This is a genomic window from Acinetobacter lwoffii, assembly GCF_024129115.1.
GTDB classification, from domain to species: Bacteria; Pseudomonadota; Gammaproteobacteria; order Pseudomonadales; family Moraxellaceae; genus Acinetobacter; species Acinetobacter lwoffii_T.
Window position 1 is genome coordinate 399,878 of record NZ_JAMXXO010000001.1, and the last position, 18,600, is coordinate 418,477.

15 protein-coding genes and 1 pseudogene are annotated in these 18,600 nt (G+C 44.6%); 9 read left to right on the forward strand and 7 right to left on the reverse strand.

The features are described from left to right. Positions 1-28: 28 nt before the first annotated feature. The 4 genes from NI470_RS01965 to aceR all read right to left on the reverse strand — a co-directional run bounded on the left by NI470_RS01965 (position 29) and on the right by aceR (position 4,006). Positions 29-1,204 (reverse strand): benzoate/H(+) symporter BenE family transporter, encoded by a 1,176-nt coding sequence (locus tag NI470_RS01965; protein WP_253147649.1) that lies wholly within the window; start codon positions 1,202-1,204, stop codon positions 29-31. A gap of 109 nt (positions 1,205-1,313) precedes the next feature. After that, positions 1,314-1,973, reverse strand: coding sequence for a leucine efflux protein LeuE (leuE, locus tag NI470_RS01970; protein ID WP_004278829.1), 660 nt, complete (start codon positions 1,971-1,973; stop codon positions 1,314-1,316). Positions 1,974-2,048: 75 nt separating this feature from the next. After that, complete coding sequence (gene tal / locus NI470_RS01975) at positions 2,049-3,026, reverse strand: transaldolase (RefSeq protein ID WP_004645437.1); 978 nt, start codon at positions 3,024-3,026, stop codon at positions 2,049-2,051. Between the two features lie 89 nt (positions 3,027-3,115). Then, a complete protein-coding gene (aceR, locus tag NI470_RS01980; RefSeq protein ID WP_005263303.1) occupies positions 3,116-4,006 on the reverse strand; it encodes an HTH-type transcriptional regulator AceR in 891 nt (296 codons plus the stop codon). A 99-nt stretch (positions 4,007-4,105) separates the two neighbouring features. Here aceR and aceI point away from each other — a divergent pair, with 99 nt between their 5' ends. Continuing rightward, positions 4,106-4,543 (forward strand): chlorhexidine efflux PACE transporter AceI, encoded by a 438-nt coding sequence (gene aceI, locus NI470_RS01985; protein ID WP_005247293.1) that lies wholly within the window; start codon positions 4,106-4,108, stop codon positions 4,541-4,543. A gap of 175 nt (positions 4,544-4,718) precedes the next feature. Next, positions 4,719-6,901 (forward strand): annotated as a pseudogene (locus NI470_RS01990) (beta-propeller fold lactonase family protein). A 54-nt stretch (positions 6,902-6,955) separates the two neighbouring features. On the opposite strand, the gene NI470_RS02000 reads toward NI470_RS01990, so the two are convergent. Beyond that, on the reverse strand, positions 6,956-8,473 hold the full coding sequence (locus NI470_RS02000) for an acetyl-CoA C-acetyltransferase (RefSeq protein ID WP_005263300.1): 1,518 nt from the start codon (positions 8,471-8,473) through the stop codon (positions 6,956-6,958). 240 nt (positions 8,474-8,713) lie between these two features. Here NI470_RS02000 and NI470_RS02005 point away from each other — a divergent pair, with 240 nt between their 5' ends. From NI470_RS02005 to dnaX, 5 genes are all read left to right on the forward strand, one after another. Next, on the forward strand, positions 8,714-10,105 hold the full coding sequence (locus NI470_RS02005; RefSeq protein ID WP_005263298.1) for a 3-oxoacyl-ACP reductase: 1,392 nt from the start codon (positions 8,714-8,716) through the stop codon (positions 10,103-10,105). Between the two features lie 197 nt (positions 10,106-10,302). Next, the gene (locus tag NI470_RS02010; protein WP_005263296.1) at positions 10,303-11,157 is read left to right on the forward strand and encodes a MaoC/PaaZ C-terminal domain-containing protein; all 855 of its coding nucleotides are present in this window, start codon (positions 10,303-10,305) and stop codon (positions 11,155-11,157) included. Positions 11,158-11,216: 59 nt separating this feature from the next. Next, positions 11,217-12,482 carry a serine hydrolase domain-containing protein gene (locus NI470_RS02015; protein WP_005263294.1) on the forward strand — a complete coding sequence of 422 codons (1,266 nt, stop codon included), beginning with the start codon at positions 11,217-11,219 and terminating at the stop codon, positions 12,480-12,482. Between the two features lie 78 nt (positions 12,483-12,560). Next, positions 12,561-13,004: a copper resistance protein NlpE N-terminal domain-containing protein gene (locus NI470_RS02020; protein ID WP_005263287.1), complete on the forward strand. Its 444-nt coding sequence runs from the start codon at positions 12,561-12,563 to the stop codon at positions 13,002-13,004. Positions 13,005-13,137: 133 nt separating this feature from the next. Further along, positions 13,138-15,300, forward strand: coding sequence for a DNA polymerase III subunit gamma/tau (gene dnaX, locus NI470_RS02025; protein ID WP_005263285.1), 2,163 nt, complete (start codon positions 13,138-13,140; stop codon positions 15,298-15,300). Here the strand turns inward: dnaX and NI470_RS02030 are convergent. Both NI470_RS02030 and NI470_RS02035 read right to left on the reverse strand, forming a co-directional pair. Beyond that, positions 15,290-15,724: an acyl-CoA thioesterase gene (locus tag NI470_RS02030; protein WP_005263282.1), complete on the reverse strand. Its 435-nt coding sequence runs from the start codon at positions 15,722-15,724 to the stop codon at positions 15,290-15,292. The genes dnaX and NI470_RS02030 overlap by 11 nt on opposite strands. 44 nt (positions 15,725-15,768) lie before the next feature. After that, on the reverse strand, positions 15,769-16,929 hold the full coding sequence (locus tag NI470_RS02035; protein ID WP_005263280.1) for an iron-containing alcohol dehydrogenase: 1,161 nt from the start codon (positions 16,927-16,929) through the stop codon (positions 15,769-15,771). Positions 16,930-17,049: 120 nt separating this feature from the next. Here NI470_RS02035 and NI470_RS02040 point away from each other — a divergent pair, with 120 nt between their 5' ends. Then, positions 17,050-17,556: a low molecular weight protein-tyrosine-phosphatase gene (locus tag NI470_RS02040; protein ID WP_005263278.1), complete on the forward strand. Its 507-nt coding sequence runs from the start codon at positions 17,050-17,052 to the stop codon at positions 17,554-17,556. A gap of 3 nt (positions 17,557-17,559) precedes the next feature. Beyond that, entirely contained in the window at positions 17,560-18,600 is a 1,041-nt protein-coding gene (gene murB / locus NI470_RS02045) for a UDP-N-acetylmuramate dehydrogenase (protein WP_005263277.1), read from the forward strand.

An 18,600-nucleotide genomic window follows, 5' to 3' on the forward strand; every position in this document is an offset into this window, starting at 1 on the left:
AGGTAGCTGCCTCATTTCTACAATAAGCTTATGCCACTTGCGGTTTAAGCTTAAACATTAAATAAACTATCAGACCAAGTAGCAGTCCCCAAAAAGCGGAGCCAATACCAAAAAACTGGATATTAGAGGCGCTAAACAGGAATGTCATCAGTGCTGCTTCACGGTCATGACTGTCCTGAAAAGCCAGCGCGATATTGTGGCCAATGGTGCCAAACAGGGCAATGCCTGCCAATACTGTAATCAGAATCCCTGGAAAAGCCATCAGTACACTGGTCAAGGTCGCAGCAAAAAAACCCATCAGAATATAAAACAGGCCGCAGCTCATCCCTGCAATATAACGTTTGGCCGGATCAGGATGCGCTTGGGCATCCAGGCTGACCGCCGCACTGATCGCGGCAAGATTGACACTAAAACAGCCAAAGGGCGCCAGCATCGTCTGTGTAATACCCGTCCAGCCTAGAATAGAATTTACTTTCGGCGGATAACCATAACTTTTGATGACGGCCAAGCCAGGCAGGTATTGCGATGCCAGATTAATCACCATTAAAGGTAAGGCCAGTCCTAAAACAGCTTGCAGGCTAAATTCAGGTGTAATCCATACCGGCTGGGCAATACTCCAGTTCAGCTGCGGAATAGTAAAATTAATAAAGAACGGACAGAGGGCAATAGCCATTAACACGGTAATCACGATGCTATAGCGCGTACTCAGTTTTTTGGAAACCAGATAAATCACCAGTACACAAAGCACGAATTCCCAGGACTGTTGCAGACTGCCAAAGACCGAGATACCAAATTTCAGCAAGACACCTGCCAGCATGGCACTGGTCAAACTTTGTGGAATAAACTGGAAAATTCGCTCGAAAATTCCAAAAAATCCCAGACAGGCAATCAGGATGCCAGAAATCAGAAAAGCGCCAATTGCTTCACCCAGACTATAGTGACCGGCAGAAGCAATGACCAGTGCCAGACCGGCAGTCGACCAGGCGGTTGAAATCGGATAACGATATTTCCAGGAAAGCAAAAATCCAGAAACTCCAATACCTATACCCAGTGCCCATAACCAGGAGCTAATTTGTGCCTGATTAGCACCTAGGCTTTGAGCGGCTTCAATGACCAGTACGGCGGAAACACTAATACCAATCATGCAGGTAATAAAACCGGCCATGACGGCAGGAAAGGAGAGATCTTGTAAAAGTTTTGACATCATCCATGACACTATTTTTAAATGCGTTTAAATCATACGCTTTTCACGTATCAACACAATGTTTTTAACAATTTTATCCAAAGGTCTACTGGTTTGAAGCCGATCATTGCTAGAAAGTTGAAGTCGCCAGTTTAAGGCCAAAACCGCAAAACAGGATCCCGACCGCTGCGACACAGCTGGCAGTCACTTTATAATTTTGGTTGAAATAGGACGCCAGTTTTACACCAGAAAAAATCAGGATTGAAAGATAGGTCATACTGATCAATTGCAAGATTACAGCCAGAAGCGTGAATGTCAGGGCTGGATAAGGATAGGCAGGATCGACAAACTGCACAAAAAAAGACAGATAAAACAGAATCGCTTTGGGATTTAAAATACTGATTGTGAGCGCTGTACGAAAGGGCTGAACAGATTCTACCGTATCTGGAGTCGTCTTTTTAATCTGGACGCGTTGTGATGACTTTTCCGGAAAGAAAGTCTGGTAGGCCGCAATGATTAGCTTGATACCCAAGTAACTGAGATAGATCGCTCCAATAACTTTCAGTGCAATAAACAGTACCGGAAAGGCATGCAGTAAAGAAGCTGCTCCCAATGCTGTACATATAATCAGGATCAGATCGCCCGTATAAACCCCCAAGGCACCCATATATCCCGTCTTAATCCCAAAGCGCGAAGCAATCGACATGACATACAGGGAATTCGGCCCGGGCAGTAGCACAATCAACGTGGTTCCAATGATAAAGGTCGTTAGATCTGTGATACCAAACACGAAAAACTCGCATGAACAAAAAAGCCGATGCGGCATTATAGCAACATCGGCTTGGAGAAATTTGCTAAATTTTCTTTAAATCTCAGTGGTACTCAGGAAAGTTTCACGTAATAAAGCAGCCAGTTGCTCACGGGCTTTAATGAAACCGTCAATGCCGCCTTGCAATAATTCACTGGCCATCGGATCCTGTTTCAGTTGTGCTTCAAAATCGGCAGGGCTGATTGGGCTGAGTTCACCTTGAACTTTAATATCTTTGGCTGAGAGTTGGGCCTGCACTTCACGCTGATCATTTTCCAGTTCGGCCAGCAGGTTTGGTGCTACCGTGAGCAGGTCACAGCCGCTCAAGCCTAGAACCTGATCAATACTGCGGAAGCTGGCACCCATGATTTCAGTCTGAATACCATGCGCTTTATAAAATTCATAAATACGCTTAACCGAAAGTACACCCGGATCTTTTTCAATCGGGTAAGACTCAACGCCTTCAGCTTTTTTGTACCAGTCCAGAATACGGCCGACAAAAGGCGAGATTAATGTTACTTTGGCATCAGCACAGGCATGGGCCTGATGCTGACCAAACAATAAAGTCAGATTGGTATGAATGCCTTGTTCTTCCAGTGCTTTCGCTGCCTGAATGCCTTCCCAGGTAGACGCGATCTTGATCAGAATGCGGTCTGAGTCAATTCCATATTGCGCATAAAGTGCCAGTAACTCTTTGGCTTTGGCAATGGTAGCTTCAGTATTAAAGGACAGCGAAGCATCGACTTCCGTTGAAACACGACCTTCAATCAGTTTTAAGATTTCTACACCAAATTTGACCGTTAAAATATCAATAGTCCGTTCAATCAGAGCGTCATCTGCATAGCCTTCTTGCTGGGCTTGCTGAAAAGCAGCTTCAATCAAGGCCTGATTTTCAGGTTGTTTTGCTGCTGCAGTAATCAGCGATGGATTGGTGGTTGCATCAAGCGGACGAAATTTTTCAATGGCACTCAAATCACTGCTGTCTGCCACAATGGTCGTCAAGTTTTTTAATTGGTTTAATGCAGTTAATGTCATTACGATCTAGTTCTATGGTTATTGCTTATGCTTTCTTATATATCATAAATGGCCGGTTTACCAAGTAGACTGTCGTTGAATTTCTGTGATTAATGCCCGGTTTTACGTTGTTTGCGCAAGTGATTAATCAAAAAATGAGCAGCTGTGCCTAATCGGGTTTCTCTGCTCCAGACCAGATCAACAAAATATTCAAACTTTGGGGTGAAATCGAGCAGGTTGAGAACCTGTAACTGATCTTGCAAATGTGGCTGCTCATTCAGCATTTCGAGTGGCAGAACCCCCCAGCCCAGTCCTTGCTGAATCATGCTGCAAGCCGAGTGGTGGTTGTCGGTGCGCCAGTAATTTCGTGAAAAGAGTAGTTCCGGCTTGATGGTGCGATCCCGACTGGCCACCACAATCTGCCTGTTTTGCAAAATCTGTTCATAACTGACTTGATCGAACTGACTTAGGGGATGCTGTTTGGCGACTACAGCCACCAGTACCTCACGTTTCAATTCCACAAACTGTTCCCGTGTTTCCAGTTGTTCGCGTTCAAACATCAAGGCTAGCTGCGCTGAACCTTCAAACAGCATACGATGTGCATCTTCCTGAGGTGCACTGAATACATTGACTTGCAGTGCAGGAAATTCCTGTTCTAGCAACACAATATAATCGGTCCAGCGCGTATGCAGCAATTCTGAAACTACCACAATATTCAATTCAGATTCCAAGCCTGAACTTAGGGCTTGAGCATGCTGTTTCCACTGGTTCATTTCTACCAGTAGCTGCTGGGTTTTTTCATACAATACCTGCGCTTGTGCAGTTGGTTTCGGTTCACGACCTATACGCTGAAACAGTTCCAGATTCAGGTCAATTTCCAGATTGGCAATGGCCATGCTGACTGCTGAAGGTACTTTGCCCAGTTGACGTGCAGCCGCAGAGAAAGAACCGGTTTCCATCACGGTTTTAAACATCAGCAGCTGTTCTTGATTAACATTCATATCTTTAATCTTTCATTTTTATTGATAGATTCTAACTCGAATAATCAGATTTAAAGAAATAAAATTCTTGCATCATGTAATGAATTGAGCTGATTTAATATGTTAATTTCCAAAAGAAGACTGATTCATGCTGCCTTATATGAAGGCATTTTACTGGTCGTGATCGCTGTCCTGCTAAGTACGTTGATGCATATGCCGCTTGAGGTCACAGGTATGCTAGGAATTGCCATGGCTGTGACTTCAGTACTCTGGAACATGCTGTTTAATCATTATTTTGAAAAATTTGAAGCAAAACATCGTTTGAAAAGAACCATTAAAGTGCGGATTGCCCATGCAATTGGCTTTGAAGGTGGTTTGATGCTGGCGACCATTCCGATGGTGGCTTATGCCTTACACATGAGTCTGGCTCAGGCCTTTCTGCTGGATTTGGCTTTGACCCTTTGTATCTTGGTGTATACCTTCATTTTTCAGTGGATTTATGATCATCTAGAAGCCAGACTGGGGCTACAGCCGGATTATCGGAAAATCTCATCATAAAATATGCCATAAAAAATACCACACAGTTCAGACTCCCTTTTCAGAATGCGAAAGGTGAAATATTCAGCGATGAGGACTTGATCAAGTCCTCATTTTTTATGCTCGAATCCAACTAGAAATTAAGCTATAAGACTTTGATTTTTTATTTTAATTTTTAAATTTATTGGGGAATTCAATGCTATTTAGACGAGCGATCTTGTCAGTGTCCATCGTGTTGCTGATGTCTGGTTGTGGGGGCGGAGGAAGCGATAGCAGTACCTCACAGCCAACAGGGCCAGATTCAATGACATCACCCAGTACGGGAGAGCAACTGAGCAAAATTGCGGAATTTAAGGTTCTGGATGTAGGTTCAGAATTAACAGCAGGGAATTTTGGTCTGAAAACCTGGAATCCCACCGCCATGGTGGTGAATGGCGATGTGCTTTATATTGCCAATAGTCAGGCCGAATCGAATATTTTACGTTATGACTTAAAACAAAAACGTGCACTCAGTGCGATTGATCCTACGAAAATTTCGGGTCTGGCCAAAAAATGGGATAGCCTGAATGATCTGGAAATTCAAGCAGGGCGTTTGTATGTGGCCAATTATGGCTCGAACCGGATTGATGTTTTAGATATTAATAGCGAGCAACCGAACTTCATTATGGCACTCGGCACAGGTGTATGGTGGGGCGATGCGCTTAATTACGCGCTGGTACATAGCAATGCAGTGACTGCTGACGACCGTTATGTGTATGTACCTGATATTGAAGGCCGGATCAATGTCTGGCGTCAAAGTGATGTGACAGCGCAAAACCATTTAAAGGCCCGCAAATTTGCACGGCTCAGCTTGCCGGGCTGTGCACGCAACTGTAATGCACGTATGGAGGTCATGGGCGACTATCTGTATACCAGCCTGCCGGATGGTATGACTTATGTCCACGATATCAATCAGATTCAGGAAAATGGAAATAATATTACGCCCATTTTAACAGAAACCAATTTGTCGGCAGTCATGCATCGTCATAACGATGGCTTGGTCTATGTGTCACGAAATGATGGCACTGTAGAAAGTTACAAGGAAAAATCCTTTAACTTGGAGTCTATCTTACCCAATAAAAGTGTGGATACCTTCCGAGACTATATTTTAAAAGGGCAAAACCAGAGCAGCCGACTAGCCAAGGCCAGCGATCTTTATATTTATGGTCAGAATCTATTACACATGGCCAATCAGAAAATTCATATTCTGCCAATGCTGACCTTGCAACAGAATAAATCCACACAGCTAAACCAAGCTATGATTTTAACCGAATTTAAAGCGCGCGAAAGAAGCCGTGTCTTGCAGGATGGTGAATCATGGGAAACCTTGACCAATAGCAGCCAGCGTTATGTCTATATGGACAAGATTTTATCGGCAACCCTAAATGGCAATCGCCTGCATTTGAAAAGCTACAGTGCTGTCCCTGTACGTGATTTGCAGATTCGTGCCAAGATTAAAAACTCAGAAGACTGGGTGATTCTGGCGAAGCTGGATCAGTTGACGCCATTTTCGAATGCCAGCTTTGATCTCAAGTTGACCGATCAATCCCGTTTCCCGTTGCTCGATGGCACAGGCTCGATCCAGCTAGCAGGTCTGAGTCAGACCACGCAAAATCCAAGCAATATTTTTGATCTGAAAATTAGCTCTGAGACTGATGAGCACGTCAAAAGCTGAACCAGATTAAAGCCAAATGGAAAATTTATTTCGGTACCTATGATGAACCGAACAAATGGTGTCGTATTACGCCGGTCTATGCCCGGGAATGGGTCATGATGATGACCAATCTGGCCTATATGCTGAGTACTCCAGAATTTGAAACCTTATGGTTTAACCATAAAGCAGTCATGGGACACGATTTTTTTGGCAATCATGGTCAGGTAGAAGGACCGAATGGTTTCTTTCAGCCAGAAGATTATGTCCGGATCTATCGGGAAATTCTTAACCGCAATGAAATTAATCTTGGTATTACCCATATGGGCGGTGGTCTAGGTGGGGGTGCAGTCTTGGGGGTAGATACATGGTTGTTCTATGGCCATTACAGATTATCTGGCTATCGAATTGTTGCACATGAATTTGGTCATCATTGGGGCGGGCATAATAGTGCATGGGCCATGTCGAATTATGGCTTTGAAGCTATGGTCGATTGGTTAAACTTCTATTTCCAGCGCCGTCCAGGTTCAATTCCTTATATGGACCCAAATGTGAATGCTTTTCACTTGACGCCGGACAGCGCACTTTGTCAGGGTGTGAACCAGAATATGGTAAAAGGTGTGGCATCGACTGCACCATGGAATAAAGTAGATGAATATTTTAAAAATAATCCAATAACAAATCCCTAAAACATAAAAAAAGCCCCTCAATTGAGGGGCTTTTTAATTGGATCGGTCAACGGATTATTTTTCAATAATTGCCGTCACACCTTGACCACCGGCTGCACAGATCGACACCAGTACGCGGCCTGAACCTTTCTGGTTAATCAGTTTTGCTGCTGTCGCAATGATACGACCACCAGTTGCTGCAAACGGGTGACCGGCAGCAAGTGAAGAGCCTTTTACGTTCAGTTTGGCACGGTCAATTGAACCTAAAGGTGCATCCAGACCTAAACGCTCTTTACAGAATTTTGGATCTTCCCAAGCTTTCAGCGTAGACAATACTTGAGATGCAAAAGCTTCATGAATTTCATAATAGTCGAAGTCTTGCAGTTTCAGACCTGCACGCTCAAGCATGCGTGGTACGGCATATGCAGGCGCCATCAACAGACCTTCTTTTTTCTCGACAAAATCAACTGCGGCAGTTTCCTGGAAAGTCAGGTAAGCTAGCACTTCATGGCCATTTGCCTTCGCCCATTCTTCAGAAGCCAATAGCACACAAGAAGCACCATCTGTTAGCGGTGTAGAGTTACCCGCTGTCATGGTACGTGCATCACCTTTACCAAAAGCAGGTTTAAGTTTTGCCAGCTTCTCAACTGAAGAATCAGCACGCAGGTTATTGTCACGTTGAAGACCCAAGAATGGTGTAATCAGGTCATCAAAGAAACCTTCTTCATAAGCTGCAGCCATTTTCTGGTGTGAAGATGCAGCCAGTTCATCTTGCGCTTCACGGGAAATTCCCCATTCCAGTGTGGTAATCGCCTGATGATCACCCATAGACAGACCTGTACGCGGTTCACCATTTTTTGGTGCATCCATCAGGTCTTTCACATTGATCTTGGTCAATGCTTTCAGACGGTCTTTTGCAGTTTTCGCGATATTTAGCTCAAGTAATGCTTTACGTAAACCGTCACCAAAAGCAATCGGTGCATCAGAAGTCGTATCTACACCACCTGCAATGCCTACTTCGATTTGACCTAGAGCAATCTTGTTCGCTACCAGAAATGCCGCTTGAAGGCCAGTACCACATGCTTGCTGAATGTCATAAGCAGGGGTTTCCGGTGCAAGAGCAGTATTTAGTACACATTCACGAGTCATGTTGAAATCGCGGCTGTGTTTCAGTACAGCACCTGCAACCACTTCACCTAAGCGTTGACCTTGAAGGTTAAAACGTTCAACCAGACCATTCAGGGCTGCTGTGAACATATCAGTATTGGATGCCGTAAAGTAAGCACCGTTAGAACGTGCAAATGGAATGCGGTTACCACCAATAATCGCAACGCGGCGAACTGTATTTTGGCTCATGTTTGGTTCCTGTTGAACAGAAGTCTGTGTTATAGATGTTGAATCTTGTTGGCTTGAAGTCGTTTTTTTGGTACGTGCAGATGTACTGCGTGTACGTGTGGTTTTAGCCGGACTTTTTTCTGTGGCATTGGCTGTATCAGGATTTTTAGTGCTACGCTTGCTACGCGTTGATGGTTTTGACACAGTTTCTGTCGCAGAGTTCTCGACTGCTGGATTATCTTGAGTTGTTTTGCTCATAAGGCTTTACCAGGCAAATAGATCGTCTTCTTGGCGGTTACATTAGCATAGAAGAAGATAAGCTGTATTGACTACAATGACATTACAGACTGCGCTTAGGTCAAGTCATCTGCCTGTTATCTCAAGTATGATTGGGCGGAAACTGGTAGATCTATTGAAATATAAGTGTCTGGCATCATACTGAAGTTTAAGGATAACTTTAGATCAACCAAAAATTAATTTGTATGAGAGATAATAAACATGACTGATCAGTACCAAACTTTTGCAAAATCTCCTATTGGTAAATTTGTCATTAAAAATTTGGGTCTGCCATCCCCAACTTCTTTAGAGCGTTTTGAGTCTGCTACACCTGTAGTCAAAGGTGCAGTATTGTTTGGAGCAGCACCGGCAAGTACCTTGACTGGTGCTATTGCTCAGGTTCTGGCAAATATTCATGCCAATAGCTATGCAGGTAACAATGCTGAATTACAACAGGCTGCTGCATCAGCTGGACTGAATCTGGGTGCATTTAATCCAGGCGATAAAGAATCAAAATTCAAAGCTGTCATTTTTGATGCTTCAGGAATCGAAAACTCAGAACAGTTAAAATCACTTTATGATTTCTTCAACCCGATTGCACGTCAAATCCAAAGTTCTGGCCGTGTCGTGATTGTAGGAACTACGCCTGAAACTGCTAAATCAGTCAGCCAGTCCATTGCTCAACGCGCACTGGAAGGTTTTGTAAAATCTGTGGGTAAAGAGTTTAAAAAGGGAATTTCAGCGAACCTGATCTATGTAGATGCTGGTGCTAAAGCAAATCTTGAGTCTGCTTTACGTTTTGCAGTTTCTCCACGGTCTGCCTATGTTTCTGGTCAGGTGATCCGTGTTTCACCTGCTGAAAAAGTGGATGTGGACTGGACTAAACCATTAGCAGGCAAAACTGCTGTAGTAACCGGTGCGAGCCGTGGTATTGGTGAAGCGATTGCTCATGTATTGGCACGTGATGGTGCACATGTCATCTGTCTGGATGTTCCGCAGCAGCAAGCGGACCTTGATCGTGTAGCCGGTGAAATTGGCGGTTCAACTTTAGCTATTGATATTACTGCTGCAGATGCAGGTGAGAAAATCAAAGCGGCAGCAGCTGAGCAGGGTGGTCTGGACATTATTGTGCACAATGCCGGTATTACCCGTGACAAGACTTTGGCCAATATGAAGCCTGAGCTATGGGATCTGGTGATTAACATCAACCTGTCTGCGATTGAACGTGTAAATGACTATTTAATCTCCAACGATGGTCTAAATGCCAATGGTCGTATTATCTGTGTATCCTCAATTTCAGGCATTGCAGGTAACCTGGGTCAAACCAACTATGCAGCGTCTAAAGCGGGTGTGATTGGTGTGGTGAAATTCACAGCACCAACTTTAAAAAATGGTATAACCATTAATGCCGTTGCACCGGGCTTTATCGAAACACAAATGACGGCTGCGATTCCATTTGCGATCCGTGAAGCGGGCCGCCGTATGAATTCCATGAGCCAAGGTGGTTTACCTGTCGATGTTGCAGAAACCATTGCAATGTTTGCTGCTACTGCGTCAACCGGTTTAAATGGCAACGTGGTACGTGTGTGTGGTCAAAGTCTGTTAGGGGCTTAATTTAAAATCCCCCTAAATCCCCCTTTGAAAAGGGGGAGATATCCCTCTCCTTTAATGGAGAGGGTTAGGGAGAGGTAAAAATTAAATTAAAAAGGGGATGAATTGACCCTCATCCCAGCCTTCTCCCTGAGCCATATATGGTGCAAGAGAAGGCGCTTTTAGACAAATTGAAATAATAAAATTTCCAAAGGTTCAGTATGAATACGCGCCATTTTAGTCAACTTCCAAAACCTTATTTAGCCTATCCAAAAGTGATTCAGGGCTTGATTTTTAAAAAGCCGAAAGCTGAAAAAGTTCTACCGCAAGTTGAATATGTGGTGGATTCATTCAAGGTCGATCAGAAACATCTGAAAGCCTATAATGAAGTCTGCGGTTTTAAAAATAATGGTTATATTCCAGCAATCTATCTGACGGTGCTTTCACAAAGTCTGCAAATGCACATGATGACTTCAGAAGCATTTCCATTTCCGATCTTGGGCTTGGTACATATCCGTAACCAAGTGAAGCAATACCGTAAAATTGGCGTCAATGAAACCTTGACCCTATCATGCAAATTTGGCGAATTGCAGCCGCACGATAAAGGCGTGCAGTTTGATTTCATTACTACAGTCAAAGTGGGAGGCGAGGTCGTAGTTGAAGCATTGACGACTTATCTGTCACGTCAAAAGACCAATGCTAAAGCTGCTGCAAAACCTGCAGAAAGCCAAGCGCCAGAATATATACTCAATAATGAATGGAACATCTCGGAGAATACTGGTCGTCGTTATGCCATGACCTCAGGCGACTTTAACTTGATCCATATTCATGCAGTCACAGCGAAAGCTTTTGGTTTTAAACAGGCGATTGCACATGGTATGTGGAGCAAGGCCAAAGCACTGGCGAATCTGTCATTGCCAGATGCTTATGAAGCTGATGTCTGGTTCAATTTGCCGATGTACTTGCCATCTAAAGTTGAGTTCCTGACGGCACAGGCAGCCAATGATACAGATTTTCTGATACGAAGCAGTAAAAATCAAAAACCACACGTCACCGGCCATATCAAAGCAATTTAAATCTGAATCAAAAGCCTAAACCCGATTTAGGCTTTTTCATTTTAAGGGATCAATATTCTATGGATAGAATGATGCAGCCAATTAAAGATTATCTGTTTGCTGATCAGCATAATTATCAGGGCAATGTCGATGAGCGTTTCAGTGACCTTGCCCGTCAGTTTAGCCGTTTGCAGGATGCACGTACCGAACAGGGTGGTGCCGCACTGGTGGTATATTTTGAGGGACAAAAGGTCGTCGATATTTATACCGGTAAAAAGTCTGTCACTGAAAACTGGCAACCGGATACCATGTCGCTGTGTTATTCCACAGGTAAAGGTGTGCTGGCGACTTTGGCGCATATTCTGGTCAGTCAAGGTTATCTGGATTATGATCGACCGGTTGCAGAATACTGGTCTGAATTTGCACAAAAGGGTAAAGAAAATATTACTCTGGCGCATATGCTCAGTCATCAAAGCGGATTGTTTGATATCCGTAATATCATTGATGATGCCACTGAAATGGCCGACTGGTCGCATATGCTGGACCGGATTGCGGCAGCTGAACCACGTTTTCAGGTTGCTACAGATGCCGCTTATCAACCGCTAACCTTTGGCTGGCAGGTGGGTGGCGCATTAGAAAAAGCGACTGGTAAAAAACTGGGTGCACTGATGCAGGAATATCTGGTTCAGCCATTACAATTAAATGGTGCTTATTTTAGCGTACCGACGCATGAGTTAGCTCGGGTGGCCTTACCCATTTTAAAGCCTAAAGCAGCCAAGTCTCAGACACAGCCTGCGAAAAAAACTGCGCCAAGGCAACCAAACCTGATGGAACGAGCCTTGGTTTTTAGCGGGCAGGATCCTCAGGATTTTCAGGATGCCATGATTCCAAAGGGCATGAAGAATTTTAGTTTCTTTAGTAATGAGGGTCTACAGGCCATTATTCCGTCTGCCAATGGAGTATTTACCGCAGAGAGTCTGGCAAAAATCTATGCCATGCTGGCCAGTCGTGGTGAATGGCAAGGACAACAATTCATTTCGCCGGAAGTGTTCCAGCGACTTAGTCAGGTGCAATACAAAACACGAGATCGGGTCATGCCTTTACCGATGCACTGGCGCTTGGGTTATCACCGTGTTCTCACTTTAGGAAAAGCCTCTAAAGGTTTTGGTCATATGGGCTTTAATGGCTCTGGTGCCTGGTGCGATCCTGAGCGCGGTTTAAGTTTTGCCTATACACATAACTTTCCAACAGGTTCATTGACTGGAGATTACCGTCTTTGGGGGTCGACGCAGGAAACATTGCGCTGTGCGGATGCGGTACTGACCGGGCGCAAAGGCTGGCGCTAAATATCCCTGATTTGGGAGTTTAGCCCGTCAGCTAAATATGTTATTTTGTCGCGCAGTCCATGGCTGTGGTGTGAAGTAATGAAAAAAGTGCTGGTGATTCCTCTGGTCGCAAGCAGTGTGTTGTTCGGATGTCAGGAGCCGAATCAGCCGGCTGCAAATACAGTGATGGAAGCCAAAGCTCAGATTCCTGCCTGGGTCGGGAGTTATCAGGGCACAACGCCGTGTATGGGATGCTTTTCAAGTTGTGAAGACTGTCCGGGCATGGCAGTGGCCTTAACTTTAAATGAAGATCAGACCTTTACTTTACAGCGTGAAAGTTTAAGTGGACATAATGAAATTGAAACGATGAGCGGGCAGATTCGGTTTCAGGATGAATCACAACAAAAGATTGAACTGCTGAATGTCGATACCCGAAATCTGCTCTATGTCGATCTGAAAAAGCATGTTCTGGAAATTCGTGAAGATCAAACAGGCAAACGCTACCAGATGCAAAGTGACTTTATCCTGTTTGAATCGGTCTGATTTTAAAAAAGCATCTGTTTTATATCCCTTTTTCAATGATTTTGATGAAGGGATTATTATTCTTTATAAACCGGCATTCATTTCACTATTTTATAAAAAAACAGTATGCTTAGACCTGTAAAAAGGAGCATACATGTATCAAGTACTTGCGCGAAAATACCGTCCTCGTAATTTTAATGAATTGGTGGGCCAAAACCATGTATCACGTGCTTTAACCAGCGCGCTCGAACGTGGCCGTTTGCATCATGCCTATTTGTTTACAGGAACACGTGGTGTCGGAAAAACCACGATTGCACGTATTTTGGCGAAGTGCTTGAACTGCGAAACCGGTATTACTTCGACCCCTTGTGAGGTTTGTCCGACCTGTACCGCAGTCAATGAAGGCCGCTTTATTGATTTAATCGAAATCGATGCGGCATCCCGTACCAAGGTCGAAGATACCCGCGAGCTGCTCGATAATGTGCCTTATGCACCGACTCAAGGTCGCTTCAAGGTCTACCTGATCGATGAAGTGCACATGCTCTCCACGCATTCTTTTAATGCGCTGTTAAAGACGCTGGAAGAACCACCGGAACACGTCAAATTTCTGTTCGCAACCACTGATCCGCAAAAACTGCCGATTACTGTCATTTCACGTTGCTTGCAATTTACCTTGCGCCCATTGGCAGTTGATGAAATTACCGAACATCTAGGCCATATTCTCAGCAAAGAAAGTATTCAGTCAGATCAGGATGCGATCTGGCAGATTGCTGAATCTGCACAAGGTTCTCTGCGTGATGCCTTGTCGCTGACCGATCAGGCGATTGCCTATGGTCAGGGTGCAATCCAGCATCAGGATGTCAAAGACATGCTCGGTCTGATTGACCGTACCATTATTTATGACCTGATTCTGGCGATTCATCAGAACCAGAAAGCGCAGGTCAGTCAATTATTGCTACAGTTCCGTCAGCAAGCTCTGGATGTGTCACTGGTGCTAGACCAGCTAATTTCGACACTGCATGAACTGGCCTTATTGCAATACCTACCAGATTTAAGCCTGAAATATAGTGCTGAGATCAATCAAAAGATTATGCAATTGTCCGGTCTGATTTCTGCTCAGGATCTGCAACTGTATTATCAGATTGCCTGTAAGGGTCGTGCCGATTTACAGCTTGCAGTTACGCAAGAACAAGGCTTTGAAATGACGGTGCTACGTTTGCTGGCTTTCCGTCCATTACAGCCAAGCGAAATTCCGGTGATGCAGGAGACTGCACCGCAACAGGCAGCGACCCTTACAACACGCCTACAGCAGCCCGTTCAGACACAACTTCAATCTGAATCAGTAGAAACACAATCATTGGAGGCAGAACCGGTATTTGATGATTTCTCTCTGGACGATGAGTCGGATGAGGAGATTGATGTCGCATCAGCGTCTGAACCTTCTTCGGATGATTTTTTGGATGAGGAAGAGCCAACCAACATCAATGCACCTGAACCTGTCCAGCCTGTAGCAACTCAAACAGTGATTGAAGAGATTCAGTCTGCGGATCAGATTGTTTTTGATCCAAATGACGACAAAGGCCTATTTGGTTTTGATGAAATCGAGAGCACCACAGAAACAGCGGCTACAAGCAGCAGCTCGGATGATTTCCTGCTTGAAGAATTTATTCCTGCAGATGCTGTCATTCCTACCGAGCCAGCACAAAACAGTATGTCTGCTGATGAGGAATTTAGTCTTGCTGCACCGGAAATAGAGCTTTCACAGGAAACAACCGATCAGCCTGCTCTTGAAAATACAGCGCCGGTCCAGCCAGTCGCACAGACAGCTTTGCTGGAAGATATTTCCCAAGATGTAAATACGCAGAATTTGATGCCACAGGATATTTTAAAAATACCTGAGCAAACCTTAGAAGGCGAGTGGAGCGTAGAAAAATGGGAATACTGGTTCCGTAACAGCCAGCTTTCTCCGGCAGTACAGGAACTGGCACAGTATGGCATCATGACTGGCCAGATTAATGGTGAATCCGTTTTCCATATTCCTGAACAGTACCAGCAGTTGTTGACCCAGTTGCAACATAATTTGGAAGCTGCTTTGCAACAGCAATGGCCGCAAACCAATTTCCAAGTGAAATTTGAAAATGTGGACCAGCTCACGCCGTATACCATGCAGCATCAGCGTAAGGCGCGTGCTTTTAAACGTGCCGAAGAATTGTTGCATGCTGAACCGGCAGTACGCGATCTGTTACAGCAATTTGATGGTGAACTGCAAAATATTCAGCTGAAACAGGCAGGAAATATGCAGGGCTTTAAGGCGTAACAAATCGAGATAAAGCATCCCGCATTTCGACTGGAATCGGGGTGCTTTTTCGTGTCTCACGATCGACAAATACATGAACAAAATTGCCCTGTGCAGCCGCTGTATCTGAATTGCGTTTAAAAATGGCCAGATCATAGCTGAGCGATGAGCTTCCCATGCTTTCAATGGCCACGCCAACTTCAATAATTTCCGGATAAGACAGTTCCTGATTAAACTGACAGTTGGAGCTGACCACCAGTCCAATCATCGGGGAATATTTCGGATCAAAATCGGCTTCCTGAATCAGCAAGGCATTGGCTGCGGTATCAAAATAACTGTAATAGGTCACATTGTTGACATGACCATATAAATCATTGTCTGCCCAGCGGGTTTGAATGGGTAAGAAAAATGTATAGTGTTCGCGTTGCTTGATCGTGGCTTTCATCAGTATTCAGTCCTCAGCTAGACAAGGCTTAGGTGGAAATTGGTCTAGGCATAGATCGCCTGATAAATCTGATAAGCATCCTCCACCTTGAGTTCACGTGGATTATTCTGTAACAGCCGGCTTTGTTGCATCGCATCTTCTGCCATGACCTGCAGCATATGTTCCGGAACATTCAACTGATTTAGTTTTAGAGTCAAACCGCTTTGCAGCAGATGATTATTAAAATGATCAATAAACAGATCGGTCAGACCATCATGACAACCTTTACTGTAAGGATCCAACCAGGTCATCAATTCCGCATAGAGCTGTTTGGCCGCTGGCGCATTAAACTTTAATACTTCAGTTAGAACCAGCGCATTGCTATGCCCATGCGACAGATGAAAATGTCCACCCAATGGATAAGCCAGCGCATGTACGGCGGCGACCGGTGCGTTGGCAAAGGCTTGTCCGGCGAGCATGGAACCGACCAGCATATTTTGACGGGCCTCTAAATCATAACCGTCTTGCAGCACGCGCTGCAGATTGGCATTCAGTAATCTTAAAGCCTGTTTGGCCAGCATATCCGAATAAGGATTTTTCTTGTGTTTTGAGGTATAGGCTTCAATGGCATGCACCATGGCATCAATGCCGGTGGCCGCAGTGATCTGTGCCGGAAGATTCTGGGTAAAGGTTGCATCCAGAATGGCAACATCTGCATAGAGAATGGGCGCGACAATGCCGGTCTTGGTGGTTTCACCTGTGGTGACAATCGAAATCGGCGTCACTTCTGAACCTGTTCCAGCCGTAGTTGGAACCAGGACTAAAGCTAAACGAGGTCCGGTAGCATTATCGACGCCATATAGATCTGACAGCGTCTGATGCTGTTCAGGATGCGCCAAAATTGCAATGAGTTTGGCCACATCCATCGAGCTACCACCACCAAAGCCCAGCACCACATCAATATTTTCCTGTTTTGCAAAAGCCGCCGCTTCAAGCACCACAGTATCGGGTGGGTCAGCTTGGACATCCGAGTAAATCACGTACTCCAGCCCGGCAGATTCAATAATATCCAGAATCGGCAGATGTAATTGCTGCTTCAGCATACCCGGATCAGTCACCAGTAGAAGACGTTGATAACGGCCATTTTTTAGAATTTTAAATAATTCCTGAATCGTGCCTAGTCCGGCAATGATATTGGGGACGGTTTGAAACTGAAAACGATTCATGGCGTTATCCTTGATTTTTTTATTGCAAATACGAGATTATTCTATGCTGCTGATATAGGATTCATTATATAAATAACTTAACATAAGAATCCTTAAAATGAAGTAACTCTGAGGTTGTTTATGTCATCCAGAACGCCATATAAGGTGTTATGTGTTTGTTTGGGAAATATTTGCCGCTCTCCCACGGCAGAAGTTGTACTCAGACATTATTGTGATGAACAGCAACTCAATATTATGGTCGATTCTGCCGGAACCAGTAATTATCATCCGGGCAAGGCACCGGACTTGCGTAGCCAGAAGCATGCACTAAAACGTGGCTATGACCTTTCAGCACTTCGCGCACGTCAACTTATTCCGCATGATTTTATTGATTATGATCTGATTCTGGCGATGGATCTGGAGAATTTATCCAATATCCAGAACATACAGCGTCTGGCAGAAACTCAGTTTGGTCATGTACGTGCACGCGTGGCATTAATGAGTGAACATGATCAGATTTATCCAAAACAGGCCTTACCCGATCCTTATTATGGCGAAGCGGATGGCTTTGAGCGGGTGCTTGATCAATGTGAATCCAGCAGCCAGGCCTGGATTGAGATTTTTAAACAGAATTTACACAAGGTTTAAGCGATGCAGATTCAAACCCAGGTTCAACTTAAACCTTTTAATACCTTAAATTTAGAAGCAGTTGCTTCATACTATGCCCAAATTCAGTCCACTGCTGATTTGCTGGCGGCACTGGATTTTGCTGAACAGCAGCAACTCAATGTACTGATCCTGTCAGGTGGCAGCAATATGTTGTTGCCGGAGCAGATTGATGCACTGGTGCTGCATATGGATATTCAAGGCATTGAAATGCTGGATGCTGATGATCAGTCGCAACGTTTACGTGTAGGCGGCGGACAAGGCTGGCATGACTTCGTGCTCTGGACCACGGCACAAAGTTTATATGGCCTACAGAATCTAGCTTTAATTCCGGGTCGGGTCGGTGCATCGCCAGTACAGAATATTGGCGCTTATGGTGTCGAAGTCGGAGAATTCATCGATTCTGTTGAGGTCTATGACCGACAATTGAAACAGTTTGCTTCGATTCAGGCAGCAGATTGTCAGTTTGCCTACCGGCATAGTATTTTTAAAGATGATCCCAATCGTTATGTGATTACCCATGTGACTTTTAGATTACTTAAGCAGCCAGATTTGAAACTGAATTATGGTGATCTGAAGACTGCGGTCGGTGATCAGCTCACAGCAGAAAACTTGCAGCAACAGGTCATCCAGATTCGCCAGAGTAAATTGCCTGATCCACAAGAATTTCCCAACGTGGGCAGCTTCTTTAAAAACCCGGTGGTTGATCAGGCGGTCTTTGACCAAATTGCTGTATCTTTCCCGAATTTACCCCATTACCAGCAAACGAATGCTCAAGTTAAACTGGCAGCAGGCTGGTTGATTGATCAGGCGGGCTGGAAGGGTAAACAGTTGGGGCCTGTCGGCATGTTTCATAAACAGGCGCTGGTGTTGGTGAATTATGGTCAGGCCTCTCTCACCGATGTCCGTAAAACGTATCGTGCAGTACAACAGTCAGTTTGGGAAAAATTTAGTCTAATGCTGGAGCCTGAACCTGTATTGTTCGATAAAAATGGCTTGATCCGTTCTCATCAGGAAGAGGAATAA